27 protein-coding genes are annotated in these 25,610 nt (G+C 42.3%); 17 read left to right on the forward strand and 10 right to left on the reverse strand.

Annotated elements, in window-relative coordinates; translation table 11 throughout:
- The first annotated feature begins 79 nt into the window (after positions 1 to 79).
- The 3 genes from V7L05_RS04465 (at position 80) to V7L05_RS04475 (ending at position 2,614) form a co-directional block, all read left to right on the forward strand.
- Positions 80 to 685: an exopolysaccharide biosynthesis protein gene (locus V7L05_RS04465; RefSeq protein WP_335162296.1), complete on the forward strand. Its 606-nt coding sequence runs from the start codon at positions 80 to 82 to the stop codon at positions 683 to 685.
- A 488-nt stretch (positions 686 to 1,173) separates the two neighbouring features.
- Positions 1,174 to 1,731 carry a hypothetical protein gene (locus V7L05_RS04470; protein ID WP_335162167.1) on the forward strand — a complete coding sequence of 186 codons (558 nt, stop codon included), beginning with the start codon at positions 1,174 to 1,176 and terminating at the stop codon, positions 1,729 to 1,731.
- A 106-nt stretch (positions 1,732 to 1,837) separates the two neighbouring features.
- Entirely contained in the window at positions 1,838 to 2,614 is a 777-nt protein-coding gene (locus tag V7L05_RS04475) for an SDR family NAD(P)-dependent oxidoreductase (RefSeq protein WP_335162169.1), read from the forward strand.
- Between the two features lie 224 nt (positions 2,615 to 2,838).
- Here the strand turns inward: V7L05_RS04475 and V7L05_RS04480 are convergent, their stop codons facing one another.
- The gene (locus V7L05_RS04480) at positions 2,839 to 3,618 is read right to left on the reverse strand and encodes a photosystem II S4 domain protein (RefSeq protein ID WP_335162171.1); all 780 of its coding nucleotides are present in this window, start codon (positions 3,616 to 3,618) and stop codon (positions 2,839 to 2,841) included.
- Between the two features lie 142 nt (positions 3,619 to 3,760).
- Between V7L05_RS04480 and V7L05_RS04485 the strand changes: the two genes are divergently transcribed.
- Positions 3,761 to 4,018: a hypothetical protein gene (locus V7L05_RS04485; RefSeq protein WP_335162173.1), complete on the forward strand. Its 258-nt coding sequence runs from the start codon at positions 3,761 to 3,763 to the stop codon at positions 4,016 to 4,018.
- An 11-nt stretch (positions 4,019 to 4,029) separates the two neighbouring features.
- Here V7L05_RS04485 and V7L05_RS04490 read toward each other — a convergent pair whose 3' ends face one another.
- Both V7L05_RS04490 and V7L05_RS04495 read right to left on the reverse strand, forming a co-directional pair.
- On the reverse strand, positions 4,030 to 4,233 hold the full coding sequence (locus tag V7L05_RS04490; RefSeq protein ID WP_335162175.1) for a hypothetical protein: 204 nt from the start codon (positions 4,231 to 4,233) through the stop codon (positions 4,030 to 4,032).
- Positions 4,234 to 4,743, reverse strand: coding sequence for a hypothetical protein (locus tag V7L05_RS04495; RefSeq protein ID WP_335162177.1), 510 nt, complete (start codon positions 4,741 to 4,743; stop codon positions 4,234 to 4,236). It abuts the gene before it with no gap.
- Positions 4,744 to 4,755: 12 nt separating this feature from the next.
- Here V7L05_RS04495 and V7L05_RS04500 point away from each other — a divergent pair, with 12 nt between their 5' ends.
- Complete coding sequence (locus tag V7L05_RS04500; RefSeq protein WP_335162179.1) at positions 4,756 to 4,959, forward strand: hypothetical protein; 204 nt, start codon at positions 4,756 to 4,758, stop codon at positions 4,957 to 4,959.
- A gap of 5 nt (positions 4,960 to 4,964) precedes the next feature.
- On the opposite strand, the gene V7L05_RS04505 is transcribed toward V7L05_RS04500, so the two are convergent.
- The 5 genes from V7L05_RS04505 to V7L05_RS04525 form a co-directional block, all read right to left on the reverse strand.
- On the reverse strand, positions 4,965 to 5,342 hold the full coding sequence (locus tag V7L05_RS04505; RefSeq protein WP_292770842.1) for a hypothetical protein: 378 nt from the start codon (positions 5,340 to 5,342) through the stop codon (positions 4,965 to 4,967).
- Between the two features lie 384 nt (positions 5,343 to 5,726).
- A complete protein-coding gene (locus V7L05_RS04510) occupies positions 5,727 to 7,979 on the reverse strand; it encodes a TolC family protein (RefSeq protein ID WP_335162181.1) in 2,253 nt (750 codons plus the stop codon).
- Positions 7,980 to 8,083: 104 nt separating this feature from the next.
- Positions 8,084 to 9,646 (reverse strand): circadian clock protein KaiC, encoded by a 1,563-nt coding sequence (gene kaiC, locus V7L05_RS04515; protein WP_335162183.1) that lies wholly within the window; start codon positions 9,644 to 9,646, stop codon positions 8,084 to 8,086.
- Between the two features lie 77 nt (positions 9,647 to 9,723).
- A complete protein-coding gene (gene kaiB, locus V7L05_RS04520) occupies positions 9,724 to 10,038 on the reverse strand; it encodes a circadian clock protein KaiB (RefSeq protein ID WP_334945240.1) in 315 nt (104 codons plus the stop codon).
- Between the two features lie 17 nt (positions 10,039 to 10,055).
- Positions 10,056 to 10,634, reverse strand: coding sequence for a KaiA family protein (locus tag V7L05_RS04525; protein WP_335162185.1), 579 nt, complete (start codon positions 10,632 to 10,634; stop codon positions 10,056 to 10,058).
- Positions 10,635 to 11,496: 862 nt separating this feature from the next.
- On the opposite strand from V7L05_RS04525, the gene V7L05_RS04530 reads away from it, so the two are divergent.
- Positions 11,497 to 14,727 carry an ATP-binding protein gene (locus V7L05_RS04530; RefSeq protein ID WP_335162298.1) on the forward strand — a complete coding sequence of 1,077 codons (3,231 nt, stop codon included), beginning with the start codon at positions 11,497 to 11,499 and terminating at the stop codon, positions 14,725 to 14,727.
- A 154-nt stretch (positions 14,728 to 14,881) separates the two neighbouring features.
- Here the strand turns inward: V7L05_RS04530 and V7L05_RS04535 are convergent, their stop codons facing one another.
- Both V7L05_RS04535 and V7L05_RS04540 read right to left on the reverse strand, forming a co-directional pair.
- Complete coding sequence (locus V7L05_RS04535; protein ID WP_335162187.1) at positions 14,882 to 16,786, reverse strand: ArnT family glycosyltransferase; 1,905 nt, start codon at positions 16,784 to 16,786, stop codon at positions 14,882 to 14,884.
- Positions 16,787 to 17,017: 231 nt separating this feature from the next.
- Positions 17,018 to 17,650 (reverse strand): hypothetical protein, encoded by a 633-nt coding sequence (locus tag V7L05_RS04540; RefSeq protein ID WP_335162189.1) that lies wholly within the window; start codon positions 17,648 to 17,650, stop codon positions 17,018 to 17,020.
- A gap of 687 nt (positions 17,651 to 18,337) precedes the next feature.
- On the opposite strand from V7L05_RS04540, the gene V7L05_RS04545 reads away from it, so the two are divergent.
- The 11 genes from V7L05_RS04545 (at position 18,338) to V7L05_RS04595 (ending at position 25,606) form a co-directional block, all read left to right on the forward strand.
- Positions 18,338 to 18,670, forward strand: coding sequence for a DUF565 domain-containing protein (locus V7L05_RS04545; RefSeq protein ID WP_335162191.1), 333 nt, complete (start codon positions 18,338 to 18,340; stop codon positions 18,668 to 18,670).
- A 31-nt stretch (positions 18,671 to 18,701) separates the two neighbouring features.
- Positions 18,702 to 19,757, forward strand: a complete 1,056-nt coding sequence (locus V7L05_RS04550; protein ID WP_335162193.1) for a glycerate kinase — start codon at positions 18,702 to 18,704, stop codon at positions 19,755 to 19,757.
- 60 nt (positions 19,758 to 19,817) lie between these two features.
- On the forward strand, positions 19,818 to 20,810 hold the full coding sequence (gene pheS / locus V7L05_RS04555; protein WP_335162195.1) for a phenylalanine--tRNA ligase subunit alpha: 993 nt from the start codon (positions 19,818 to 19,820) through the stop codon (positions 20,808 to 20,810).
- Between the two features lie 44 nt (positions 20,811 to 20,854).
- Positions 20,855 to 21,070, forward strand: a complete 216-nt coding sequence (locus V7L05_RS04560) for a hypothetical protein (protein WP_335162197.1) — start codon at positions 20,855 to 20,857, stop codon at positions 21,068 to 21,070.
- The gene (locus V7L05_RS04565) at positions 21,067 to 21,351 is read left to right on the forward strand and encodes a type II toxin-antitoxin system RelE/ParE family toxin (RefSeq protein ID WP_335162199.1); all 285 of its coding nucleotides are present in this window, start codon (positions 21,067 to 21,069) and stop codon (positions 21,349 to 21,351) included. Before V7L05_RS04560 ends, V7L05_RS04565 begins: the two co-directional genes overlap by 4 nt.
- 78 nt (positions 21,352 to 21,429) lie before the next feature.
- Complete coding sequence (locus tag V7L05_RS04570; protein WP_335162201.1) at positions 21,430 to 21,627, forward strand: BrnT family toxin; 198 nt, start codon at positions 21,430 to 21,432, stop codon at positions 21,625 to 21,627.
- 146 nt (positions 21,628 to 21,773) lie between these two features.
- A complete protein-coding gene (locus V7L05_RS04575; RefSeq protein ID WP_335162300.1) occupies positions 21,774 to 22,412 on the forward strand; it encodes a Uma2 family endonuclease in 639 nt (212 codons plus the stop codon).
- A 64-nt stretch (positions 22,413 to 22,476) separates the two neighbouring features.
- On the forward strand, positions 22,477 to 22,809 hold the full coding sequence (locus V7L05_RS04580) for a DUF6883 domain-containing protein (RefSeq protein ID WP_335162203.1): 333 nt from the start codon (positions 22,477 to 22,479) through the stop codon (positions 22,807 to 22,809).
- On the forward strand, positions 22,806 to 23,147 hold the full coding sequence (locus V7L05_RS04585; protein ID WP_335162205.1) for a DUF4926 domain-containing protein: 342 nt from the start codon (positions 22,806 to 22,808) through the stop codon (positions 23,145 to 23,147). Before V7L05_RS04580 ends, V7L05_RS04585 begins: the two co-directional genes overlap by 4 nt.
- 431 nt (positions 23,148 to 23,578) lie before the next feature.
- A complete protein-coding gene (locus tag V7L05_RS04590) occupies positions 23,579 to 24,979 on the forward strand; it encodes a GIY-YIG nuclease family protein (RefSeq protein ID WP_335162207.1) in 1,401 nt (466 codons plus the stop codon).
- A gap of 333 nt (positions 24,980 to 25,312) precedes the next feature.
- The gene (locus V7L05_RS04595; RefSeq protein WP_334702685.1) at positions 25,313 to 25,606 is read left to right on the forward strand and encodes a DUF433 domain-containing protein; all 294 of its coding nucleotides are present in this window, start codon (positions 25,313 to 25,315) and stop codon (positions 25,604 to 25,606) included.
- Positions 25,607 to 25,610: the final 4 nt, after the last annotated feature.

Raw genomic sequence — 25,610 nt, forward strand, 5'->3', positions numbered from 1 at the left:
AAATCCAAAATTCAAAATCTAAAATTGATTGATTTCTCCCTCTACTAAAAATGTGGGAACTCGCATCAACTCACGCCAAATGCATCTGAGATTTTCTCAAGATATAAAGTCCCTGTTGCAACGCCTAGCTGAACAACCACTAACTCTAGGTGATATTCTGGCAGAAACCTCAGAACGAGGGTTCTGTCTGGTAATTACATTATTAGTTTTGCCCTTTTTATTTCCAATGCCACCGGGATTAACTGGCCCTTTTGGTGGTGCTTGTTTACTGTTGTCAACGCAAATGGTTTTAGGGAGGCGATCGCCTTGGCTACCGAAAAGAATCGCTAACTACAAATTTCCTCGTCCCTTCGCCCAGTTGCTTTTGCAAAATTTGGGACGTCTTACCAAAGTTTTACAGAAAATCGCCCGCCCCCGACTAGCAAAAATAGCTCATAATCCTTTGATTTGGCGAATTAATGGGTTTTGTATCTCTTTATTAACAATATTACTAATATTACCAATTCCCTTTACAAATCCTATCCCCACTGTAGGTATTTTACTTTTGACTGTTGCCACCATCGAATCTGACGGTTTATTAATTTGCATCAGCTACGGCATTACTGTCCTGATTACCTTGTTGTTTGGATTTATTGGTTATGCAGTATGGTTGGCTCCCAGTTTGCTGCCATCTATATTTAAATAATAAAAGCCCCCAGCTTTCGGCTGAGGGCTGTAATTTATTAGGGTGCATCTACCATTTATTAATCCGCTTTATTGATTGCCATATCCGGGAGAATTAGACTTATGAGCAAATTTATTCTCCCCCAAACTAAAAAATACCAGCAATAAAAAAAAGCCCCCAACTAAAAGCTGAGGGCTGTGATTTAATTAAGGTGCATCTACTATTTATATATCCGCCTTAGTTATTGCTGCATCAGGAAGAATTTAAAAAAATGGATGGCTGTGGAATTGATTTCGTTAGCTACAACGGTAGTACTAGTCTCAATGAGGATAACCTGCGCTATTTGACTAGGTAATCATTGACCAAATTCATAGTAATTTTACAATTACCCCAAATTTCCCCTAGATAGACAAAGTTTCTGTTAATATCTCTGATGCTATATCCGCAATAGTACTAATTTAGTTTATTAGTTGGGTATATGACTATGAAAGTTAGATACACCCAACTTGATGAAGCGATCGCAATTTCTATTAGCCCTTGCTAGCCTTAGTATTGTCGGAGGAAGCTTTTTTCTGAGAACAACTTTTAGCAATACTAGCGAACCTAAAATAATAACTGATACATCACGCTACAAAGAAATTCGTAATCAACTATGGTCTGATAATGACCAGGTAAAACATTTTCCTAATCAGATTCCTACTGATGCCCAAGACGTTCACATTGCTTACTCTCCCGAATTTTTGTCAGGAGGTAGTTTTTTTCAAATTAGACTGAAAGAGCCACCAAAAAAAATAGAAAAATTACTGTCACAATACAAAAATAGTGCAAAGCACAAATATATGGGTGGTAACACAAACGACCACATAAACCAGCCTAATGGTGTGCCGACAACTTTTTTCTACACCAGTGACTCTCATACGGAATCTTTTCCAGCTACTTATGAAATATTGGTATTAAATGCAGAGGACAAAGGTAGACCTGGCTTCAAGTGGAATCATGGAGATAGCTACGGTGTCGCAATTAATAGTTCAGCCTCAGAAATTATTTATTGGTCTGAAAAATGGTAATTAGCAATTCAATTACCCTTTTGGGTATATCACTTTAGGTAGTTAAAACTTCTAGCCACCATAGCTAATATTTTAATGGTGCTTAAAAACTATCTTAATATGTAGAATGCCAACTGCTTTAATTACTGGTGCATCTAGTGGTATTGGGAAAGCTTTTGCCCAGGAACTAGCTGCACGCAAGACAAATCTTGTACTCGTTGCTCGTTCTGAAGAGAAACTAAGCCAATTAGCTAAACAACTACAAGAACAACACAAAATTCAAGTAGACGTTATAGTGAAAGACCTCACAGAAGCTAATGCAGCATCTGCTGTATTTGATGCCACTAAAGAAAAGGGATTAACCATTGACTTATTAATCAACAATGCTGGTTTTGGTTACTATGGGGACTTTGCTGAAGGGGATGGAGAAAGACAACTTAAAATTGTACAATTAAATATTTTAGCATTGGTAGATTTAACCCATAAATTTCTACCCTTGATGCGGCAACGTCGTTCTGGAAGTATTATTAACGTATCTTCTATTACCGCATTTCAACCGATACCATATCTTTCTGTTTATGCTGCCAGTAAAGCTTTTATTCTCAGCTTTAGTGAAGCGCTATGGGCAGAAAATCGTCAGTATGGTGTCCGTATTTTAGTCACTTGTCCAGGGCCAATAGAAACAAACTTTTTTGCAGAAGCTAATTTTCCTCCAGCCCTGGCAAGCAGTACAGATAAAGTATATTCTTGCGAAAAAGTGGTTTGGGAATCTTTAGAGGCTTTGGAAAAAGGGTATCCAACTGTTATTAGTTCTGATACTAGCACTCAAATTAGAAGCAGATTATCTCGGCTCGTACCACGCAAACTCCTGCTGAATATATTAGCAAAACACTTTAAAGCCTAAGTATATATAGTAATCTGCTTTGATTATTGAACTGACTTGCGTAGGCTGGGAGTAGGGAATAGGGAGTGGGGAGTAGGGAATAAGACTTTTCGATTAGTACTTAATTTGTTCAAAAATCAAATAGGAGTCCTATATATATTTAGGAGTTAGGAGTTAGGAGTAACGCACCAAAACCTTTGGGCGGTGCGTTAGCAAAGCGTAACGCACCCTACGTCTATTTCAAATTAAATATATCTTGTTAATTGAACTCGGTAACGGTCTTTTTTGGTAACGGCGATTTCCCCAACTTCTAAACGTCCTTTAGAGCGAATGGCGATTAAGTCGCCTGATTTAAGTTGAGAACTAGCTTGGGTAACTTCCTTCCAATTGACGCGGACATCACCAGCATCAATGAAATCAACCATTTTGCTGCGGGACATCCCAAAACCAGCAGATGCGATCGCATCTAATCGCAAAGAAGCCTCCACAGTAGTTAGTTCTTTTTTCTTGGGTTCCCGAACCTTTAACTCAGTTACCTCAATCTGCTGAGTTTTCACCGGAACCGATCGCACCTGTTTCAGACTGATTGACAAAAATTCGACTAACTCTGGTGCGACAATCACCTGCGCCCCCCGTTCTCCCAAAACTATAATGTCTCCCGTCTTTTCACGAACAATTCCTGTCCCCAACATTGCGCCTAAAAAGTCGCGGTGAGAGGCGGTATCAAACAGGAAATTACCAGCAATTTCCACGGCGACAAGGCTGACTTGAGATTGATCTAAGGGAAGTTCCGAACGAGCGATCGCTATTCTTTGGCGTTCAGCTTGCGGATATCCACCCCACGCCACTAATTGCACTTCTGTTAATCGGTTAAACACCCGTTGAATTTCTGCCAATTCTGGGGGAGACAGAAAATCAGTCAAAACCACTTCCCAAGTTTTGATGGCTTGTTCGCCTTGGTCAATTACACGAGCTACACTATCTCGATTTTCAACACCTTTTAAAAGTTCTTCTCGTGGCAACATTCTTAAAATTTATGAGTTATGAATTGAAAATTAAGCTCTATAACTATCTTAATTCTAACTTTCTAAAGCGATTATTCACGCAGGGATTACAAGGTGAGCAGCACTGCCTGTCTAAACCTTTATAAATAAGCCACTTTCAGAAATGAGAACAACTTCCCGCTTTCCTTATGGATGGCTGAATGTGTTTGAAGAAGATGATCTGCAAGACTTTATCAAGGAGTTGAGTGAAGCTTTTCGGTTGATAGATTCCTCAACTACAGCATGGGAAATAATTGACGCGATCATCCATGAATGGCATGAAAGCGCCGTAGCGATCGCTAGTCCTGAACTCGCAGCTGCTTTTAGTGCCGAGACTGATGAAGTACCATTAAAGTCGCTATCTACTCAGAGTGCTGTTTGAAAATTAATCTGCTATAACTGTCTTGATTCTAGCTTTAATTCCCATTTCAGCAGGTTTTCATCTCTACCAATTTCTTGCATCCCTAATTTTTCCAGAATGCGAATTGAGGCAGTGTGATCGTCTGATTTATTTCTTGTAATCACCGCTTGCGCCACTTCCAAAGAACAGGGAAGCAACTCAAGTGGCTGTGTCCTGATGTGTAAACTATGATTCATTCAATACACGGTATTTGTGTCAGCATAACCTTGGATATTTTCTGGATCAAACTGACGTAAGATTCGGGTTGCTTGGCGAGTGAGAGTTTCAGAACCTTGAACGGCAACTAAATATTTACCCGCATCTAAGCGGTTACGATAAGGTAAAGCATCACCACCACCTACGAGTAGACCGACTCCACCACCGACAACTACACCACCCATCGCACCACTAGCAGCACCCAGCAGTCCGCCAACGATGTGATTACCAACTTCACCCGCCCAGGCAAAAGTATCTAAACCAGTGATCAGGCTGAAGGTAAAACCTGCAAAAAAGCCAAATGGTATCAGCCAGGTTGCCATCAGTTGTGCTTGCTTTTTAGCTTGGTCTTTGGGGTCAATTAAGCCAAACTCGTCAGCCGTTTTATACCCCCTCCCCAAAATAGTACTGTTTATGCCTTCTTTTTCTAAAGCTAAGTAAGCAGCTTCGGCTTGAATGCGGTCTGGTAATACGGCAACAAGGTAATTCATTGATTTTACAATTTGTCTAATAAAAGTTTTGCCTTAACTAACAGCGTATCAGTCCTGGTCGAATCAATTGCAAACCGCGATCGCGCGATCGCACAACTTACAGCAGAATTCCGAATTCAGGGGTCAGAATTCAGAAGTAAAACAGCTTTTACACCAGGGTTTGAGACTTTGGTTGTGTACCTCACTTTCCTTGAAATGCGCTGTAAATCTACATGAGCTGATCACTTTAGCGAATCTAGTGGCTCACAAAAATTGTTCACGCCTTGTTTGAGGACATATATCAAAACTGGCGTTGCCAAAATCTTCGGAAACGTCGGCGTTGCTTTGAGATGTTCCATCATCTTTTGAAGTGAAGTATTAAGCAAATCTTCCCGATATTCTTGTTCGCAAATCACCACACGCCATTTTCTCGCCAAGGCATCTAACCACTCGGAATTTGCTCTTTCTGGTTGTTGTCCGGCTCGGATAGCTAGGGTCATCGCCGCATCTTCTAAATCTCCATCACAGTCTTCAATTAAATCCAGCGCTTCCATATCGCTAGGATCATCTGCCAATTGAGAGCGAAACTGTGCAATCTCTTGAGATGTTACTTTAGTCATGAGTGTTTGACAAGGCGAGCGAACACTCAGTTATGTTAGTCCAATTTTGACCCAAAAACTAGACGCAGAGCCAATGGATTTAGACGAATGGATAAGTCGATAGTGGCTTTAGCCGCCTTCAGCATTCTTCCTTAGACATAGGAGTGGAAATTAACCCAAGCATATTGCCTCCTATTCATCTTCATCCCCGTCGCAAGACTTATTTCAATACAGCTTTTATTGCCAAGAAAGCCTCCTTTTTCAGTAATTGTACTGAGAAATGAGGCTTCTTGGAGCTTTTCATAAAAAATACTACTGGACTGTGTGATGCCCTGAAGGGAGGTGCAAAGTGTATTACAAAACACAACAGCAGTCAAAAGTTATTGACGGTTGAGTTTCGGCTAACTAGCGTAGCGCTCTGAGAGTAACAGACCTTTGTAACTGAGCTAAAGCCTTATTGTAATTCAAAATTGCTGAGACTCGATTACCTTCAGCTATTGTGAGGTCGTTTTCAGAGTTAATGACATCAGTTTGAGTGCCTACACCAGCTTGGAATCGCAAACGCGCTAAACGTAGAGCTTCCCTAGCCTGTTCTAAAGCAGTATTAGCGGTTTGAACATTGGTCAAATTAGATTGCTGGGTAGAATAAGCTTGTTCGACCTGAAAGCGAATTTGGTTGCGCTGTTCGGCAAATTGAGTTTCTGCGATCGCAATATTAGCTGTTGCCTGAGCTGCCTGTGCTCTTGCAGCTCCCCCGTCATACAAATTCAGGCTTGCCCTAACTCCGACTGCATAACCATCAGTTACGCTGACACTATCATTGAACTGATCTAGTAGGCTGTAGCTGGCTACCAAACTAACTTGAGGTCCTAAAGTTGAAAGTGCTTGCCGTCGCTGCTGTTCGCTAATGTTACGTTGCGCTAATTGCTGTTGCAATTCCGAACGGTTTTGAAAAGCCAGCAAAATAGTTTGTTCTAATGTTGGGTTCCAAAGACCAGCTAATTGTACAGGATCAGCTGCACTGATATTTATCGTCTGCGCCAAACTGATCCGAGTTGCTAATTGACGACGGGCAATTGCCTGCTGGGATCTAGCATTAGTCAAATCTTGTTGGGCATTTGCTAAATTCACCTGCGATCGCAACACATCAAACCGCGTACCAACCCCAGCTCGCTCTAAAGCTTCTGCATCACGTAAACTAGCTTCGGAGTTCTGCACAGCCGACTGAGCAATACGTACTTGTTCATCCGCTTGTTGCAGATTGTAGTAGTCAGTGGCAACATTCAGACGGATTGTTTCAAACTGAGTTTCTACAGCCAGTTCATCGGAGCGCTCCTGTTCCTCAGCCTGTCTGATAGCAGCTTGCCGATTCCCAGAAGTATAAAGGTTATATGTCAGTTGTGCAGATCCGTTGAAACCTGTGCTAGGTACGCCTGTGTTAGAGACTAAACCTTGCTGTCTGTATAATTCGTCCTGAAGTTGGGCAGCAGCAGACTGACTGCGAGTAATATCAGCACTAACACCAAGAGTGGGAAGCAAAGCAGCTTGTGCCTGGCGTACAGCAGCGCGACTGCGTTCTAGCTGCAATATCGACACCTGTAGATCGTGATTGTTACGCCGTGCTAGCTCCAGAGCCTGTGCTAAAGTAATCGGCTGATTTCCCTGAAGTCTCACTTCCTCCGGTTTGGTGGGAAATAGCAGGGGATTTGAGCTAGGAGTCAGGTTATTGGGAATTTGTAGCGAATCTGACGGTGTAGGAATTCCGTTTCCTGGCACAGTCTGAGGTTGCACCGAACCTGCTGGTGCAGGAGTTACGGTTCCCGGCGGCAGAATCTGAGGTTGCACCGAACCTGCTGGTGCAGGAGTTACGGTTCCCGGCGGCAGAATCTGAGGTTGCACCGAACCTGCCGGAGTCTGAGTATTAATCTGAGCCACGCGTTGCCCAGCCGCATTTTGTCCTAAGCAGGTGCTTGAGGCCAATAGCAAAGAAGCCGAGGAATCAGTTTTGCTTTTCCCCAACTCCTGTGGACAGCTCTGCCCTGACAACAGTTTTGCTGCTCCTGCCCCTGTGCCTGAAGCTTGTAAAAATGTCTGCAACTGATTAACAGTATTTATCTGTTGAACCACTGGCTGCTGTAAAGAAGACAGGGACAAAATTTCTTTTTGGACAGAAGCAGGTTTTAAAGTGTAGTTAGGAACTACTACGCTCTTTAATTTCTGACCATTTGGGTCTGAATTACTGTTTTTTTGGTTATTTTGAGCAGAAAGGCTGACATCTGGCTGTTGCGAAGGATTAGAGATAGATGTCAAACTGAAAAATCTACCTTCATCTTTCTTAAGAATTTGTCCTATGAGTACACCAGTACTTCCAGTCATTAACACTGGGATACTGTTATTCCTTAAAGGCTTCACACTAAGTTTAGTAAAACCAAAAGCAGGTACTAGGGTTGGAACACTAACATCTGCACCGTTAGGCAGTTGCCTATTCGTGGTGTCCACAATCAAGTCTTGACCAGAAGTAGAAGTCAAAACACTAGGAGAAGACGCCAGTTGTACCCCAGTTAGTTTCGTAGTACCAGCCCAAGCAGGCCCAGTTGTTAAGACCGCTGCTGTCAAACCAGGTAAGAAGCTATAAAAAAATAATTGCTGTCCTTTCACCGCATCCCCTCACACGAAAATCACTCTAGCGGCAGAAAACCTTTCTTCACCACAGAATATAGCACGATACTAAACTTAGGAAAGAATATACTACGATACTAAATTTAGGGTTCGGAACTCTGTTTGTCTTCAAAACGTCTAACAATGCGAGAAAGTTCCGCCTTTTCATCGATACTAACGCGAGTAGGAGCACCGCTGATAATCCGTTCGTAGTTTCGGAAAGAATCTTTAATATCGGGACCATCAGCAGTAATATTATACTCACGAATGCCCTTGTCATGCCAAGAGCCTCTCATTTTAAATACGTTAATTGCCCGCGACATTTCTCCACGAATTTCTACGTATTGTAACATTATAATTGTATCGGTAATCGTGGAAATATGGGAGTCAGTAATCGAATGCGCTCCCAGAAATTGGTCAGTTGTGTTGGTAAAGAAACCAGTAATTTCTTCTTGTTTAGCATAACCCGTCACACCAATTACAAACTGCCGAAATGCATTATTGCTGACTCCTCTAGCTAGTGCTGATAAGGAATCAATGGCGATGCGAGCTGGTTTGAAGACAGCAATTTCTGATTTAATAATTTGTAAGTGGTCTTCTAAACCTGTTGATTCAGGATAGGTACAGATTATTTTCAGTAAACCTTGATGTTCTAATTCTTCAAAATCAATTCCCCAAGAGGAAGCATTTCGAGATAGTTGAGCGCGGGATTCTTCATAAGCAAATAATATTGCCTGTTCTCCATTCAGGCAGCCATCCTGAATAAACTTACTGACTAACAAGGTTTTGCCAGTACCTGTGGCTCCTGTTGCCAATATAATTGAATCTTTAAAGAAACCACCTCCGCACATTTCATCTAAGGTTTTGACACCAGAAGATACTCTGATATTAGAAGATCGTTGAGTTAAGCGCATTGCTCCCAGTGGGAAGATGTTAACTCCTTCATTAGTAATCGTGAAGGGATACTCGCCTTTCATATGAGTTGTGCCGCGCAACTTGAGGATTTCAGTTGTGCGACGGCGGCGTTCTCCTTCTAAAACGTTGCGAACAATTACGACATTATCGGAAACAAATTCTTCTACTCCGAAAGAGGCAACCGGACCATATTCTTCACTACGTTCAGTGGTAATTACAGTGGTGACACTCAGTAGCTTGAGACGTGCTACCAAGCGAAAAATCTCGCGTCGCACTACTCCCATCGCTTCATACTGCTGAAATACTGCTGTTATTGAGTCGATTGAAACTCGTTTAGCTTTGTATTTGCGGATGGCATATTGCAAGCGCTCAATGAGTGCAGAAAGGTCAAAATTCCCAATGATGTCTTGACCTTCTGGATCGGGAGATGCATCAAGAATAAACAACTTGCCTTCTTCGATTAGGCGTGGCAAGTTCCAACCAAAGATATGGGCATTTTTAATAATATCACTGGGTGATTCTTCAAAGGTAACAAATACTCCTGCTTCGTCAAAGTAAGTGATACCGTTATAGAGAAACTGAAGAGAGAATAAAGTTTTGCCTGTGCCGGATGTGCCACTAATCAAGGTAGTTCTACCAATTGGTAAACCACCATGACTAATATCGTCAAATCCTTCGATCATCGTCCGAATTTTTTCTACACCCCTAATTATCGGTGGTTGCTTTGGTTCTACTTGCTCATTTTCACTCATTGCTTGATCACAAAAGGGTATTAAACCCGGTTTTTTTATTACTAAAGTTTGGACTGAATTTTTTTATGATTAAAATTTTACTCTTCAAAATCTTCTTCACTCAGTTCTTCATAGAGCAAATCTAATCCAATCAATACTCTTTCTCTATCTGAAAGATCCCCGATAATTTTGCGAACGGGTGGAGGCAAAATTTTAGATAATGTTGGCGTTGCTAATATTTTATCTTCTTCCGCCAGTTGCGGGCTTTTGAGGACATCGATCACTTTTAAAGCATAAACACCTTCAAACTCCTGTTCTAAAATATCTTTAAGTGTTTTTAATGCCCGAGCTGAATTCGGGGTATTCCCTGCTACGTAAAGCTTGAGAACGTAGGTTTTTCTGACTTTATTCATATATCGATAAATTTAATTTATTTAGAAATCGAACTCCTATAGACTTCGCACAAGTGAGCTAGGACATCTATCAACGTTAGGCGGTAATCAAGTAACGTTTCATTGCTCCTTCCTTCTAATTTAAGCTGGTGAGAAAATTCTTCAATTATCTCCATGTGAATTTCGATGATTTGGGGCACAGGAATATTCGCATAAAATATAGTATTGATAAATTTATCAATTTTTTCTTTGAGTGTTTTGTCTGTGGTAAAATAATTTATAAGAATCAGGCTGTAATCTGATTTAAGCCGTCTTAATAATCCTTGCCTTTCTGCTGGAGTCATCTCCTGGAAATGCTGTTGGCTTTTTTGGGTCTGACTGGCAAATACATAGACGTATTTGCCAGTGTCTGCCTGACTTGGGTTTTGTTGCGGCCAATTTGGGAAATAGTTGATTTTTCCACAGGTAGTTGCAGCAACTCTGAGGTAGCAAAATTGGGCAATAATTGCGTCAATAAATTCCCACACCCACGCGCTCAAACTTTTTTGCTTGGCTAAGTCAACTGGATTATCTAAACATTTTTTATCAGGTTGCAGAATCAATATTGGTAATAACATTTACTTTTTAATATATCTCCTTGATCGCCCTGACCAAGAAACCTGGGTTGATAAGTTTGGCAAACGCTTCTAGGGGAATACTGGATGTGCAGTAAACTAATGATTCCACCCCAAAATAACGCTCTGTGTTAGCAGATAATGCTAGCAACTCACTCAAGAACTTAGTGCAGCAACTGAGTGATCGGACTTAGTAGGTCTTTGATGATGAGGTATCTGTCGGCATAGCAAGACACATTAGCTACTTTATCGAACAGCAATATTGGCGCCAGTCGTCAGAATTCAGTTGGGTATTTTGACCGAAAAAGCAGATGAATAACCTCTTTTTAGACCCCCACCAAATCGTAGATTTGGTGGTCAACAAGAGAGTGGTGGTAACAGAGCTTTGCCGAAGTGCGAATCCCAATCCCCGACTGAAAGATTGGTGAATTCTGAATTCTGCATTATTCTTCAATATTTGCATATCTTATACAAATAGATAGACTTTTTGATTTTGCTCCTTGATAAGATACTTAAACGAACTTAAAGGTTTGTCGCGTTCTAAATCATTATAATTCCTCAAGGTTCTAAAGCGAATCTTTGGGGTCATAATTGTTTTAGCCGTCGCTATCGATGAGGAGTTTAAATACCAGTAAGAGACTGGGGAGGCTAAGTTGCTAGAAATGAGAAACGTCGCCTTTTGGAAAAATGCACTCGGACGCAAGCAAGTGTCCGTGAGGGAAAATCCCGTTGTTTTAATGGCGTTGAAATAACCAGAGTTGCTTATATGAGTCTTCTTAGAGGATATGGCTTCAGGCGAAAAAACCATCAACTGGCAGATGGAAATGCCGGAGGTTTCCACAGGAAGAATGACCCCCAAAGCCCTATGTTAATGCTAGATTACCCGCTTTATAACTTTCAGGCAACCGTACCTAGCTGCCTCCAAACAAGTTCTCTGGCAGTGGTGTTGGAGATTTTTGAGCAAGAGCAGTGCGATCGCTTGGTAGTAGTGAATCAACAGCAATGCCCCATCGGATTGCTGTATTCTGCCCGTTTAATCCCAAAATTATTAGCACATAGTGACAATAAAAATCTAAATTTACACCAATCACTCTCTACCTGGGGTCAAGGTCTAATTGAGCCAATACAGACAATATCAGCTTCTGAGCGTGTAGAGCAATTAAGCTTGCGCTGGGGTTATCCCCAAGCCGAAAAACATCAGAACTTAGATTGGGCGCTGATTGACTCTGATGGTCGATATTTGGGGCTGCTGGATAGTTCACGTCTGCTGCGATCGCTAGCTAAGGAACGCATGGCTGGGTTAGAAAGCTCAGGTGAGCATCGCCATGAGTATGATGCTGGTGTGCAGACGCCAAATCAACCCAAATCATTGGGACACCAGCCACTGGTACACTTGCTGGAAAGACTGCCTTGGCCTTTGATGTTGCAAACGGGTACTGGCAAAGTGATAGCACGAAATCCCGCCTGGTGGCAGCAATTAGGAGCCTTGAAAGATCCAGAAGGAGTTAGGCAACAGGTGGAGGCAATACTGATCCCTAAACCCTCCGAAAAACCAGAATATGTCACCCAACGAGCAATCAAGGTTCATCCCAATGGTCGGGAGAATGAGGATGGTGGTGAAGAGGAACCAACTCAGCAAGAAGCATCACCAGAGGCTGTATACAGTCGGTGCTATTTGGATAGTCAGGTGGGTACTTGTACCTGCGTTGTCGAAGTGCAAAATGGTCAGGAGCAAATTTGGCAGTTTGCCAAAATTCCCTTAGATAGTCCTGAGTTTAAAGTCATGAGCGCTGAAGAAGAGGTTGCACTCAGCAATGATTTGTGGTTAGTTTTAGCTACTGATGTGACTGAGCAGCAACAGCTTTGCAAAGAATTGGCAGCAAAAAATGCCGATTTAATTCAACTAAATCGGTTGAAAGATGAATTTTTAGCTTGTATTAGTCATGAACTCAAAACTCCCCTAACTGCCGTTTTAGGATTATCGCGCTTGCTCGTGGATCAGCAATTGGGAGAACTCAATGAGCGTCAAGCCCGTTATGCAGGACTGATTCATCAAAGCGGACGCCACCTGATGAGTGTGGTTAATGACATTTTAGATTTGACCCGCATGGAAACGGGACAAATGGATTTGACGCTGACTCCGGTGAAAATTCGGGCTGTGTGCGATCGCGCCCTATCGGAGGCCAAAGCTATCCACACTCAAACTACCAAAACTACACCAGCTTCCCCAACTCAAAATGCCCGTTTATCTGCTCCCCAATTCTGCCTCTCCATTGAACTAGGCTTAGATCAGATGGTGGCAGATGAATTGCGCTTACGCCAGATGCTAGTACACCTACTTTCCAACGCCTTTAAATTCACCGAAATATCTGGCGAAATTGGGCTACGGGTAAATCGTTGGGAAGGATGGATTGCCTTTACGGTTTGGGATACAGGCATTGGCATTCCTGAACACCAGCAACATTTAATCTTTCAAAAATTTCAACAACTGGAAAATCCCCTCACCCGCCAATTTGAAGGCACTGGTTTGGGGCTAGTATTAACTCGCGCCTTGGCTCGTCTCCACGGAGGAGATGTCAGTTTCTTATCTCGTGAAGGAAAAGGTAGCCAGTTTACCCTACTTCTGCCGCCCAGTCCCCCGAAAACAGTCTTTTCTGAACCAGATATGGGAATCACAGAAGAGGAAGAAACACGGCAAAAGCCCGCAGTCGCTCGTCAACATCTTATTAACCCCACACAGCATTATCCCGCTAGTTCGCAACGGTTGGTCTTGGTAGTCGAGGCAGTAGCCCGATATATTGAAGACTTGACCGAACAACTCAAAGGTTTAGGATATCGGGTAGTGATTGCGCGATCGGGGACAGAAGCAGTCGAAAAAGCTCGGCGCTTGCAACCAATAGCGATATTTTTGAATCCGTTGCTACCCCTGCTATCAGGCTGGGATGTGCTGACTTTACTTAAATCTGACACCGCAACCCGTCATATATCTGTAATTGTGACAGCGACGGGAGCCGAAAAGGAGCAAGCATTTGCTAACCGAGCCGATGGTTTCTTAAGTTTGCCAGTAGAGCATCAGGTCTTAGCACCAGTTTTAGAAAAATTATGTGCACAAGCAGTTCCGCAGCTTGGGTTAGACAAGAGCGCAATTATCCCAACTAAGACCCCACTGCGAATTCTCCGGTTAGTAAATCCCCAGTTAGAATCGGTCAATCCCCACCTCTCACTTCGAGAACACCGAGTGATTGAGGTAGATGACCTAGATCAGGCAGAACTTTTGGCGCGGGTATGGCAGTTTGATGTAATTTTGCTAGATGTCGAAAGTACCACTGCCCAAATTTATCTGCAACAACTAATTGGGCATCCACGTTTGGCGGCTATACCACTGGTTACTTGCGATGTTGCAACCACCCTAATAGCTTCTAAAATACCAGGGCTATCTGTATTTCCTTATTTAACACCATTTGCTAAAGACAACAGCAATCGCACCGAGAAAACAGATGCCTTACTATCAGTACTGCAAATTGCTTCTGGTATTTGCTGCCCTGCCAACATCTTGGTAGTGGATTTAACAAAGCTGCGTGATTTTCCACAGGTAAGACGCAAGCAAGTTAAGGATTATCAGACTGAAACAAATTGCTCAATTAGTAGTGAAACTCCTCAACGGGGGTCTGAGTGGTTTCAAGCTTTAATTCAGTACCTACAAACAGCAGGCTTTAAAGCGGCGATGAGTCCCTGTTGGGCAGAAGTGTTACAACAAATTCGCCACCAAAGCGTTGACTTACTGTTAATTTGTTTAGGAGAATCAGCGATCCCCAAAGACCTGCTAAAAGCGCTAAAAACATTGGGAGATTCCCCTTTAAAGTTACCACCAATTTTGGTACTGAATCAGCGATTAAATCACCCAGAAACCAGTTTCCAGCCTGGGGTAGCTTATAAGGAAATTGACAAGCAGAAAAAGAATGGTTTGAAATCTATAGAAACTGTTGTTAGTGCGATTGCTACTCAAATATTACCGCGATCGATATCAATGGAAGACCTGTTAAATCAGATCAATCAAGCTTTAGCTGTCAATGGTTACAATGACAAATGTTCATAGGAGTGGGGAGTGGGGAGTGGGGAGTGGGGATTAGGGGGATGAGGGGGATTAGGGGGATGAGGGAGATGAGGGAGAAATAACCAATGCCCAATGCCCAATGCCCAATGCCCAATGCCCAATTCCCAATGCCCCATGCCCAATGCCCAATTCCCAATTATGATATGTCTATTTTTTGATTTTTCTTTTTCTTAAAATGAACTCGAACCAAGTTATAAGCACTCTTGGTCGATAAACTCTTGTAATCATCTGGCTGTAAGTCCATTTGTAAAAACTTTTTCTGTTCAGCCAACAGCAGTAGCGAGGGAGGTTGTAGCCCCTTAGCAGCCTGGTTTTTAATATGATCTACAGCCTCTTGGGGAAATCCTAAATAATTTACGTGGATGTGGCTGTAAAAGACTACACTAGGCTTTTTGAAGCCAAGCATGATCAATTCTTCACCTGGTTGTTTTGCTTCTAGGATGACGGCAGACAACTCCCTTAAGGGTAATTGACGTTCTCGATCAATAAAAAACGAAGCAGGCGTTAAAACAAAAATTAAAAACGCCACAAATCCTAGTAAATTAATACTGATAATGTAGTTCCATCGACGACTCAGTAATAAACCCCCAACCAAAACAGCAGAAACCAGCCAAATTACGCCTGCTATTACTGGTATACCAGATTTTTGAATTAGTTCGTGGAAGTTACTTATAGCTGGATCAGTACCTAATATGTGGCTTATGTTAAACAGTGCTGTTGCCAAAAATGATAAAAACACTACATTCAACCAACCACTCCATAGGAGTAAGGGAGGGATGGAAGAAGACGCAGGGAGTTGATCAAATACTCTCTCCGTGTGATTTTGATTCTCCGTGTTTGGTAACAGGTCGCTCCACAACAGCGCTACCAGAATTGCTGCTGCTGGCATTAAAGGCAAGACGTAACTAGGAAGTTTGGTGACAGCAATGGTGAAAAAGCCAAAGATACTAGCAAACCAGAACCAGGCGAATAAACCAAATTGCTGAAAACGTTCTTGGGATCGCCAGTGCGATCGCTGCCAAAACTTTAGTCTTACTATAGAGGCTGGTAAATACACTGAGTACGGGGCAAAACCCAGCAACACCACTAAAAAGTAAAAATACCAAGGTGCTGAGTGACCATTAACTACTTCTGTAAAGCGTTCCAGGTTGTGATAACCAAAAAAGGAGTTAATGTAATTCCAGCCATTGCGCCAAATTACTAAAGCATACCAAGGCACTGACAAACCTATAATTATCAGTATACCTACGAGCAGGCGCATTTCCCGCAATACCTCTCGAAACTTTCCCACATAAACCAAAAAGGCGGCAACAATTAGCCCTGGCAAGACAATTCCCACTGGGCCTTTAGTTAAAATTGCGCCAGCAATCAGCACATAAAAAGCTAAATACCACTTATTAGGGAATAGGGCATGGGGCATTGGGAATGGGGCATTGGTTATTAATTCTGCTCCCCTGCTCCCTTCTTTCCCTGCGTACCCTAGAAAGAAACATAATAAAGCTGATGCCATACATCCGGTGAGCAGCATATCAGAGACACCGGTTCTCGCCCAAATAATAGTTTCGGCATTGAGTGCCATGAGCGCTACTGCTATAAAAGATATTAAGTAGCGGCGAGTTGGACGGGAAACTTGCTCTAATTCGTCTTGTTTAGTCAAATACCAGTGTACGGTGTAAAAAGCTAAACAAATTAACCCTAAGGCTGCGATCGCGGAAGGAAGGCGTACTGCCCACTCATTCACCCCAATAATTTTATAGGCGATCGCCTGACACCAGTAAATTAAAGCAGGTTTATCGAAACGAGTCTCACCATCGAAAAATGGGGTTATCCAATCACCTGTGACTAACATCTGGCGGGAAGCTTCGGCAAATAGTGGCTCTGTCTCATCAACCAAGCCAGTGTTGCCCAAATTCCACCCAAAAGCCACCCAGCCAATCACCATTAACCACAAAATCGACAGAGTTACACTAAGGGATGGATTCTTTTCTATTTTGTTGAACCACTGATCAACAGTGCGCTTAACACTCAATTTCATTATCATTTAGTCAATAGTCAACAATCACTAATCAATAGTCGTTGGTTATCTATCTTTTGTTCTTCAGAGTTTGAAATTCAACAATTTTCCTCTACTCAGTACTCTACACCTTACCAACTATAGGGTAGGGATATAATAAAAATTTGAGCGAAGGGTAAACAATGCCCACTCTACAAAAATTGCGCCAAACCTTAGCTATCCCCTAATCCCCACTCCCCACTCCCCACTCCCCACTATTTATTGAGTCAGCACTAGTTGCCATTCTCTGTTTTGGGAATTCCACTTAGGTAATTGAGTTTCGCCGACAACATAGGGTCCCCAGTAACGACGGGAACCATCTTCTGCAAAGGCAACTAAAATATCTCCCTTCTCCAGCTTTAAATTATTCTGAGGTAGGGATAGAATCAGTCCCTTATCACTACCCTCTTGAGGAGCAAAATCCCAATGTGCTGGTACATCATAGTTAGTTTGTTTAGTACCAGAGCCTTTTACTACCGACTGTCGTGCCAGTAGAGCCAACCGCACAGGCTGATTTGTGTGATTGCTCACCCGCAAAGTCCCTTGATCCTTGACTTTCCTAGCTGATTTATCACGATCTGCCAAGACAGGATGAGTATTCTCTTTACTGCTTTCTACTTGATTGGTTGGGGTAGTTGCGGGAGTAGATAGGCTCGCGGAAATACCTTTTCCAGGTGAAACAGGTGTAGATGAAGTTGTGTCCCATGCTTGGGTTTCAGTTGGCTGTTGTGAAGATGTATCTGGGTTTGTGGAATCAAAGGATACGCTCACTCCAAAGCATCCCAGCATAGCAACAAGCAGTCCCAAGCAACAAGCTGTAACACCGACGTTACGATATACTGAAGATTTCATATTGATAGTTATTAGAAATAAATATTTTGTCTAGGCTTGACCAAATAGTAGCCTATTATCCCAAAAGGCAATCATCGAAAGTAGCCTTATATAGACTTTCCCAAAATTAGGGACGCAAATGTATTATAAGTATCATTTGAAAAAGAAAATATATGGAGGAAATTATTTCCTTGATGTTTGATTAACAATGGGTATACACACCCATTGCTTCTGAGCTTGACCGTAGGCTTGGATAAAAACAAGAAAATTAAATACCGAGCCAGCCAATTCATTTGGATCAAAAAATATTTGATTTTTGAAATACACATAGTGTGCGTTAGCAAACTCTAACGCACTTCCCGAATATTTTGGTGCGTTACGCTACGCGATAACACAACGCCAGTTCCTGCAACGGAGGGAACCTCCCTTCGGGTGATGCCTCCGGTGCGCGGCTTGGGCGAACGGCAGTTCCTCATGGGGAGCCACTTGCTTCACTTGGGGTTTCCCCAAGTGAAGCAAGTGGCGTGGAAACCCACTCTGAGCGACTGCCTCACCGCAACGCACTGGCTCCCCTACAAATACTTAAATTTTTTCCCCAGTCAAATCGGATTGCTATATCTATAATATTAACAAACAAGCTTAGGCTAAAACCAATATCCTCTTTAATATATTTTAAGATATCTTGACTTTTCCCCAGAAGTCTATCTGATGCAAAACACTCGTCTGAATAACTTGTTGGATGCCATTGTTACACGCTTGGGGCAATGGTTTTTAAATCCTTGGCGGCGACTATCGTTGCTGATAATTAGTTTTTTGTTCGGTTTTTTTCTGGGAAACGCAGTTTCCACTACAGCTGGTCAACGGGCAGAATTAGATATTGTGGCAGCTGGTTTTTTAGTACTGTTGACGGAAATTACCAGCAAGATATTTTACAGTCAGAGCTTTTTCGCCAAGCGATCGCTCTTGGTAGAATCACTAAATCTCCTCAAGGTTGGTTTCATCTATAGCCTGTTTCTCGAAGCCTTTAAGCTGGGATCGTAGAGGGATGAGGGAGATGAGGGAGATGAGGGAGATGAGGAATTTGTGGCTGGGTGAAATTTTGGCAATGGATGCGGTGGGGGAAACTTGGCAGCACCAAGCAAGAGAAGCAGCGCTGGCAGATAGGTTAAGGGCTAAAGCTTTTGGGATTACGCCGAAAAATGTCGATGAAGTGATAGAAAGGCGATCGCATTTACTCAAATCTGTCTTGCCAGCTTTTAGCCAATTCTGCCAAACTACTCTCCAGGTACAACCCCAGGAAATGTTACAGGTATTGTGGGACTTGTGGCTTCCTTTGGCGATAAAACTAGTATCAGGGCGTCAACAGTTGGGACGCCCTCTAATTCAGGGAATATTGGGAGGACAAGGAACTGGGAAAACCACAATGTCCAAGGTTCTCAGCTTGATTCTCGATCAGTTGGGATACCGGACTCTGAGTTTATCTTTGGATGACTTATATAAAACTTATAGCGATCGCTTGATTTTAACACAGCAAGATCCCCGTTTGATTTGGCGCGGGCCACCAGGAACCCATGATGTAGATTTAGGCTTAAATGTACTAGATCAAATCCGCCAGTTGCAAAGTCCTGTTATGGTTCCCCGCTTTGATAAATCTGCATACAGAGGCGCTGGCGATCGCACGACTCCAGAAATGGTTACAGGTGTAGATATTCTACTATTTGAAGGTTGGTTTGTGGGTGTGCGGCCAATCAATCCAGATGTATTTGATACTGCACCGCCGCCAATTTTCACAGATGAGGATCGAGCATTTGCGCGTGATATTAATCTTCGCCTCCACGATTATTTACCACTGTGGGAGCGATTAGACAGCTTAATTTTGCTCTATCCAACCGATTACCGTTGTTCTTTGGAGTGGCGCAAACAGGCGGAACAGCAGATGATTGCTGCGGGGAAGTTGGGGATGAGCAATGCAGAGATAGAGCAATTTGTCAATTATTTTTGGCGATCGCTTCACCCACAATTATTCATCAAGCCGTTGGTAAAAGATACAACAGTGGTTGATATAGTGATTGAGATTCATGCTGATCATAGCTTTGGTGGAGTGTATTGTGATCGGACTAATTCGTAATCGAGCAGTTCACAGCTTTTGACTATAAACTAATGACTAATGACCAATGACTAATAACTAATGACTAGCAATTTAGAAGCTCAACTTTTAGCACTGCGGCAGTCAGGAGAGAAAGCGATCGCAGCGGCCGACACCCTAGAACGTCTGGAGGAACTCAGAGTTAACTATCTGGGTAAGAAAGGGGAACTGGGGGCACTGTTGCGAAGTATGGGGCAAATGAGCGCAGAGGAACGACCGAAAATTGGAGCGATCGCCAATACAGTCAAAGAATCCCTGCAAACTAGTCTAGACCAGCAACGCGCCGCCCTGGAATCTGCACAAATTCAAGCTTTGCTAGAGGCGGAAACTCTGGATGTAACTATGCCGGGAATTTACAGCCCCCAAGGTCGCATTCATCCCCTCAATGGTATTATCGACCGGGCGCTGGATATCTTTGTTGGTATGGGCTATACCGTGGCTCAAGGGCCAGAGATGGAAACAGATTACTATAATTTCGAGGCTCTCAATACCCCGCCTGACCACCCCGCCCGTGATATGCAGGATACCTTCTACCTACCAGACGGTAATCTTCTCCGCACTCATACTTCATCAGTGCAAATTCGTTACATGGAAAGAGAAGAACCACCGATTCGGGTTGTGGCTCCAGGGCGAGTTTATCGGCGAGATAATGTAGACGCGACTCACTCAGCTGTTTTCCATCAAATAGAACTTTTAGCCATTGATGAGGGACTAACTTTTACAGACCTCAAAGGCACAATTAAAGTATTTTTACAAGCAATATTTGGCGATTTACCAATTCGCTTCCGCGCCAGCTATTTCCCCTTTACCGAACCCTCGGCTGAAGTGGATTTGCAGTGGAATGGGCGCTGGCTGGAGGTGATGGGCTGTGGTATGGTCGATCCAAATGTACTTAAGTCTGTGGGTTATGACCCAGAAGTTTATACAGGGTTTGCGGCCGGTTTTGGTGTAGAACGCTTTGCAATGGTGTTACACCAAATCGATGATATTCGTCGCTTATATGCTAGCGATTTGCGGTTTTTGCAACAATTTTAGGCATACGTAATAGTTATGTACTGCAAGCAAGGTAAGAATAAATAATGACCTCAGTTTCCAGGTTAGATCAAGTTCTAGAAAGCATCGAAAGCTTATCAGTAGATGAACAAGAAACACTAATTGATCTGATACGTCATCGACTGGCAGAACGGCGGCGTTCTGCAATTGCTGCTAATATCGCTCAAGCACAGGTAGAATACCAGGCGGGTAAAGTGTTCCGTGGTACAGTTACTCAAATAATGGATGAGTTACGCAAGTGAGAACTGTAGTTCTGGCATCATCGTTTAAACGAGCATTTAAGCGATTGGTACGACGACAGCCAGAATTACAAGAGCGAATTGAAGAGCGGTTAGCATTACTAACCGCCGATCCATTGAATCCATTGTTGCAGACTCATAAACTTAAAGGCAAACTGTCTGGAGCTTGGGCGTGTTCAGTGGACTATGATTGTCGCATTGTCTTTAACTTTGTGCAAAATCTAGAATCTGGTGAAGAGGAAATTTTGCTAATTGATATCGGTACTCATGATGAAGTTTACTGAGTTGTAGGTGCTGTCTTAGTGTTTTACTAATGACGAATTTTGGATTGAATAATTCCAAATTTAGCATGGTGTAAGCTGATGCAGTTCACTTGGGATGAAAATAAGCGGCAATCAAATTTGGGCAAATACGGGTTTGATTTCGTAGATGCTTCTCAGGTTTTTGAAGGTGCAACATTCACGTTTGAAGATGAACGCTATGCTTATGGAGAACAGCGCTTTATTACACTGGGATTATTGCGGGGGCGAGTGGTGGTAATTGCCCATACATGGGGATGAAATTCGTGTCATTTCGATGAGAGAGGGAACTAAACGTGAGCAAATCATTTTCTTCCAAAACCTCTCAAACTGATTGGGAGAGGATTGAGGCAATGCAAGATGAGGACATTGATCTTTCTGACATTCCAGAAGTGACTGAAGAACAGATGAAGCAAGCGGTGCTGCGGGTTGGGGGAAAACCAGTTGAACGGGGTCAACAAGGTGGCAAACGTCTAACGCTTGAGGAATATTTGAAATATGACGATCGCACGGATAGCCAATATGAACTGCTGGCAGGTGAGTTAGTTGCAATCCCACCCGAAAGCCCAAAAAATGTCCAGATATCTCTCTTTTTGCTGGTAAATTTCCTCAAGTTCGTCCCGGTTAATCGGTTGAGTAACAAAGTTGAAATTGTTGTTGCTGGTTCTCGTGTAACAACTCGTATTCCTGACTTAGTTGTGCTGACGGATGAACTTGCAACAGCCTTAGAAGGTGCAACGCGATCCACAATCACGCTGGATATGCCACCTCCAGCATTAGTTGTTGAAGTCGTTTCTCCTGGCAAAGCTAACGAAGATCGGGACTATCGCTACAAACGTTCTGAGTATGCCGCAAGGGGAATTGCTGAATATTGGATTGTTGACCCCCAAACAAATGCAGTTACCGTACTGATATTAGTTGACGGGTTTTATGAAGAAACCAGATTTGCAGGAAATAGTGCGATCGCTTCTACTATTTTCCCAGATTTACAGCTAACTGTAGAGCAAGTACTTAACGCTGGAGAAAACAATATCTCAAACAGGTAGACGACCAGCGTCCCAGAGTAAAATGTAGTCAATAATTCCTACCCAAAATTCATGCCATGATCTGATGGCCTTTTTACCGCAGGATGCAATAATCGCAGAAGAAAAGCTAACCAAGTATCTGCTTGTGCCGTTGCCAAAAGACGATAAATCTAAATTTCTGGCTAGGGCTGGGTACACATTAGACAACTGGCAACAACTGGAACGGGATCTACGCGCTCAAGTTTTAACGCAACCTGCCGAGGCGATCGAAACAACTCGTTATGGTGAAAAGTATATCATTCGTGCGTGTCTGCGAGGGAACAATGGCGTTGAACTCAATATCTTAACTATTTGGATGGTTGCAAACGATACAACCAAGTTTGTCACCTTAGTACCAGATCAAGGAGTAAACTCATGAAGGTACAGCACCCCCTATTCTCACAAGTTGCCTTAGCGCGAGACTTACCAGAATACAACCTGAAGCGAGGGGATGTTGCAACAATTGTGGAACATTACCCCATGCCTGAAGGGGAAGAGGACGGGTATAGTTTGGAAGGGTTTGATTTGCCCCATGTGACAATCGAAGTACCAGCATCTCAAATTATCCCCATTGCCCAGTGGCAGCAAGAAGAAATAATTTTAGCCAAGTTACGCCAGCTATCTGGAGCGAGGCTGTTGCAATTACAAGACTATCTCGATTTTCTCTTGCAAAAAGAAGAGTCTGAGCATCAGAGTAGGTTCAAATCTCCCACCTAAGTATTTGGCGAGAAAGTTTTTTGCGTAGGCGTAGCCCTTCGTAGATATCGCTTCTACTATTTTCCCAGAATTACAGCTAACCGCAGAACAAGTACTCAACGCTGGAGAAAGCCATGCGGGTGATGCCATTTCTTAGTTTAAATTTAAAAGAAAGACAGGCGAAGCGATTTGAGCAGTGCGCTCGCGCAGTTTTTTTGCCTGGTAGCGGCTTGTAAATTTTCGAGCGCGTACAACATTGTTGCACAGTGATTCTTACCATACTACCTCTAGCCAACTCAGCGTGGATATAGCCTGATTGACGGGATTAGATTGTGAGGTTGCTGTTGGTGATAAATATCTAAAGATTATGGGAATACTAAACTCTGATGGTGGAAAATTTGACTGCCTGAAGCTGAGGCAGCAATTTAGTCTTTTCAGAAAGGAGAACAAACATGGTTTGTGGTATTTATCAGATTTCAAATACTGTTAATGGTAAGTCTTATATTGGACAATCACGAAACATATACAGGAGATGGAAACAACACACAAGAGCGTTGGATAAGCCGAATGTCTTAGAAATGGGAAGTTATCCACTTAGATATGCCTTTTTAAAATATGATCTAAAAGAGGTAGTGACTACACCCGGAAAAACAGGTTTATTTGATTTTAAAGTTATTGAAGAATGTACAGAAGATAAACTGCTGGAAAGAGAAAGGTTCTGGATAAATACAATTGACCCAGAATATAACTGCAATACTTGGACACCTGCCCGAAAGAAAAAGGAAATTGATTCTGAACCTAAATTTTGGGTTCAATACCATAATTACAATGTTCTAGGTTACGTACCTGTTGAAATGATTCTTGATGAATCCCTAATTGAAAAATATGATCATGAGGAAGTTTTGCCTGGTATATCAACCAATAAAAGAGCCGTTTTAAATACTGTAGGCGATACAATTTTTTTGATAGTAGGGATAGGTAACAAGCCAAAACAATATTATATTTGGTCTAAATTTATTTGTGAAGAGACAGTTACAAATGATTACGAAAATAGTCATTCTTATGACGCTTTTGGTACTGGTTATTTAATAGATCCGCCTCAATTATTGAATTCAAAACAGTTTAATGAATTCAAAAGATTTTGTGGAAATTTTGGCTTTGGTTTTATGCGTATCAAAGACTCTTCTGAAGTCTGTCCTTATCTAAATACGTTAAAAGAGATAACAGAAAACTATAAACCGAAAAATTCAAAGCTAAATTTTTCACAGTATATAAAAGATTTTTATACTCAAGTTACTCGTGTCAATCCTAATGAATATTCTGCTTATCACCAACGAGGTTTTTACAGACATTTAGCTGTTTCTCTTTCCATTGAAGAAGCTCTAGAATTGCTGATGGGTGAGTACACAACATTAGTAATATTTGATCCAATTAATCATGAGTTAAACTACAAAGATAGTACATTATTAATTCACACATTAGACTTTTATAATTCAGAAGAAGGTAAAAAATATATAGCCTCTTATGAATTTAACGATCAAACATTTCCTTCTTACGCAATTGTAGGATGGATGGCTGTTGAAAAAATTTTTAAATATGATGAAAAAAGCTTTGCTGCCGATAAAGATTTGCACTTGTTAGGAGAAAGTCTTCTTGACTACAAAAATAGTTGTGGTTATGAAGGATCTGATGTCTGGGGTATTGCCCTAAAAAAACCTATCTTTTTAAATCCGCCTATTTGTAACGTATTACAGCCAGAGGGTATTAATAACGGTGAACTATGGGGGGCTGAAGATTTTTCACACTTAGAAGCTTTTGATATAGCACTTCAAGCGAAAGTTGAGTATGAATAAGCCAAAAAACAGGGTGTAATATTTTTGTGTTTTGGCACACTGACCTCTTGGTATATACGTTTACTAGATTGAAAATATTAAGGTGGTCGGTGAATTACACTAACCACCCTTTTGATACTTTATTTTACTATTCCTGAATGACCTGGAATATCTGCCAAAGGTTCAAATCTACCACCTAAATATTTGGCGAGAAACTCTTTTGCGTAGGCATAGCCCGTTGTAGACATCGCATCCCTCATTCAAGCGATTTTCTAGTCTGGCAAACCAGCCTGCTGCTGACCAAAACTATTGGTAAACTAGAGGCAACGCCAGTTATGCTGAGTGATTCGTTATATGTTTGCTGAAACCTCCTCGCGCTACGTTACCCGTAACCCGGAAATTTTGAGTGGAGAGCCAATTATTATAGGTACTCGCACATCTGTTCGTGCCATTGTCGGTTTGTGGCGGTTGGGGATTATGCCAGAAGAAATCCTGAACCATTTGCCACATTTGACCCTGGCACAAGTGTTTGATGCTTTGAGTTTTTATCTCGATCATCAGGCAGAGATTAATGAATATATTGAGCGAAACCGAGTACCCAATGAATTAATACATCCATCTGTAAAAGCTATATTGGGGACATCATGACGGT

Origin of the sequence: Nostoc sp., assembly GCF_036917755.1 — a bacterium.
In the GTDB taxonomy this organism is placed as follows: domain Bacteria; phylum Cyanobacteriota; class Cyanobacteriia; order Cyanobacteriales; family Nostocaceae; genus Nostoc.

Bases quoted from the DNA above. Each gene is read 5' to 3' on its own strand.
- V7L05_RS04465 (WP_335162296.1), top strand. From the start codon at position 80: ATGCATCTGAGATTTTCTCAAGATATAAAGTCCCTGTTGCAACGCCTA.
- V7L05_RS04470 (WP_335162167.1), top strand. From the start codon at position 1,174: ATGAAGCGATCGCAATTTCTATTAGCCCTTGCTAGCCTTAGTATTGTC.
- V7L05_RS04475 (WP_335162169.1), top strand. From the start codon at position 1,838: ATGCCAACTGCTTTAATTACTGGTGCATCTAGTGGTATTGGGAAAGCT.
- V7L05_RS04480 (WP_335162171.1), bottom strand. From the start codon at position 3,618: ATGTTGCCACGAGAAGAACTTTTAAAAGGTGTTGAAAATCGAGATAGT.
- V7L05_RS04485 (WP_335162173.1), top strand. From the start codon at position 3,761: ATGAGAACAACTTCCCGCTTTCCTTATGGATGGCTGAATGTGTTTGAA.
- V7L05_RS04490 (WP_335162175.1), bottom strand. From the start codon at position 4,233: ATGAATCATAGTTTACACATCAGGACACAGCCACTTGAGTTGCTTCCC.
- V7L05_RS04495 (WP_335162177.1), bottom strand. From the start codon at position 4,743: ATGAATTACCTTGTTGCCGTATTACCAGACCGCATTCAAGCCGAAGCT.
- V7L05_RS04505 (WP_292770842.1), bottom strand. From the start codon at position 5,342: ATGACTAAAGTAACATCTCAAGAGATTGCACAGTTTCGCTCTCAATTG.
- kaiC (WP_335162183.1), bottom strand. From the start codon at position 9,646: ATGAGTGAAAATGAGCAAGTAGAACCAAAGCAACCACCGATAATTAGG.
- kaiB (WP_334945240.1), bottom strand. From the start codon at position 10,038: ATGAATAAAGTCAGAAAAACCTACGTTCTCAAGCTTTACGTAGCAGGG.
- V7L05_RS04525 (WP_335162185.1), bottom strand. From the start codon at position 10,634: ATGTTATTACCAATATTGATTCTGCAACCTGATAAAAAATGTTTAGAT.
- V7L05_RS04530 (WP_335162298.1), top strand. From the start codon at position 11,497: ATGTTAATGCTAGATTACCCGCTTTATAACTTTCAGGCAACCGTACCT.
- V7L05_RS04535 (WP_335162187.1), bottom strand. From the start codon at position 16,786: ATGATAATGAAATTGAGTGTTAAGCGCACTGTTGATCAGTGGTTCAAC.
- V7L05_RS04540 (WP_335162189.1), bottom strand. From the start codon at position 17,650: ATGAAATCTTCAGTATATCGTAACGTCGGTGTTACAGCTTGTTGCTTG.
- V7L05_RS04545 (WP_335162191.1), top strand. From the start codon at position 18,338: ATGCAAAACACTCGTCTGAATAACTTGTTGGATGCCATTGTTACACGC.
- V7L05_RS04550 (WP_335162193.1), top strand. From the start codon at position 18,702: ATGAGGAATTTGTGGCTGGGTGAAATTTTGGCAATGGATGCGGTGGGG.
- pheS (WP_335162195.1), top strand. From the start codon at position 19,818: ATGACTAGCAATTTAGAAGCTCAACTTTTAGCACTGCGGCAGTCAGGA.
- V7L05_RS04560 (WP_335162197.1), top strand. From the start codon at position 20,855: ATGACCTCAGTTTCCAGGTTAGATCAAGTTCTAGAAAGCATCGAAAGC.
- V7L05_RS04570 (WP_335162201.1), top strand. From the start codon at position 21,430: ATGCAGTTCACTTGGGATGAAAATAAGCGGCAATCAAATTTGGGCAAA.
- V7L05_RS04575 (WP_335162300.1), top strand. From the start codon at position 21,774: ATGAAGCAAGCGGTGCTGCGGGTTGGGGGAAAACCAGTTGAACGGGGT.
- V7L05_RS04580 (WP_335162203.1), top strand. From the start codon at position 22,477: ATGGCCTTTTTACCGCAGGATGCAATAATCGCAGAAGAAAAGCTAACC.
- V7L05_RS04585 (WP_335162205.1), top strand. From the start codon at position 22,806: ATGAAGGTACAGCACCCCCTATTCTCACAAGTTGCCTTAGCGCGAGAC.
- V7L05_RS04590 (WP_335162207.1), top strand. From the start codon at position 23,579: ATGGTTTGTGGTATTTATCAGATTTCAAATACTGTTAATGGTAAGTCT.
- V7L05_RS04595 (WP_334702685.1), top strand. From the start codon at position 25,313: ATGTTTGCTGAAACCTCCTCGCGCTACGTTACCCGTAACCCGGAAATT.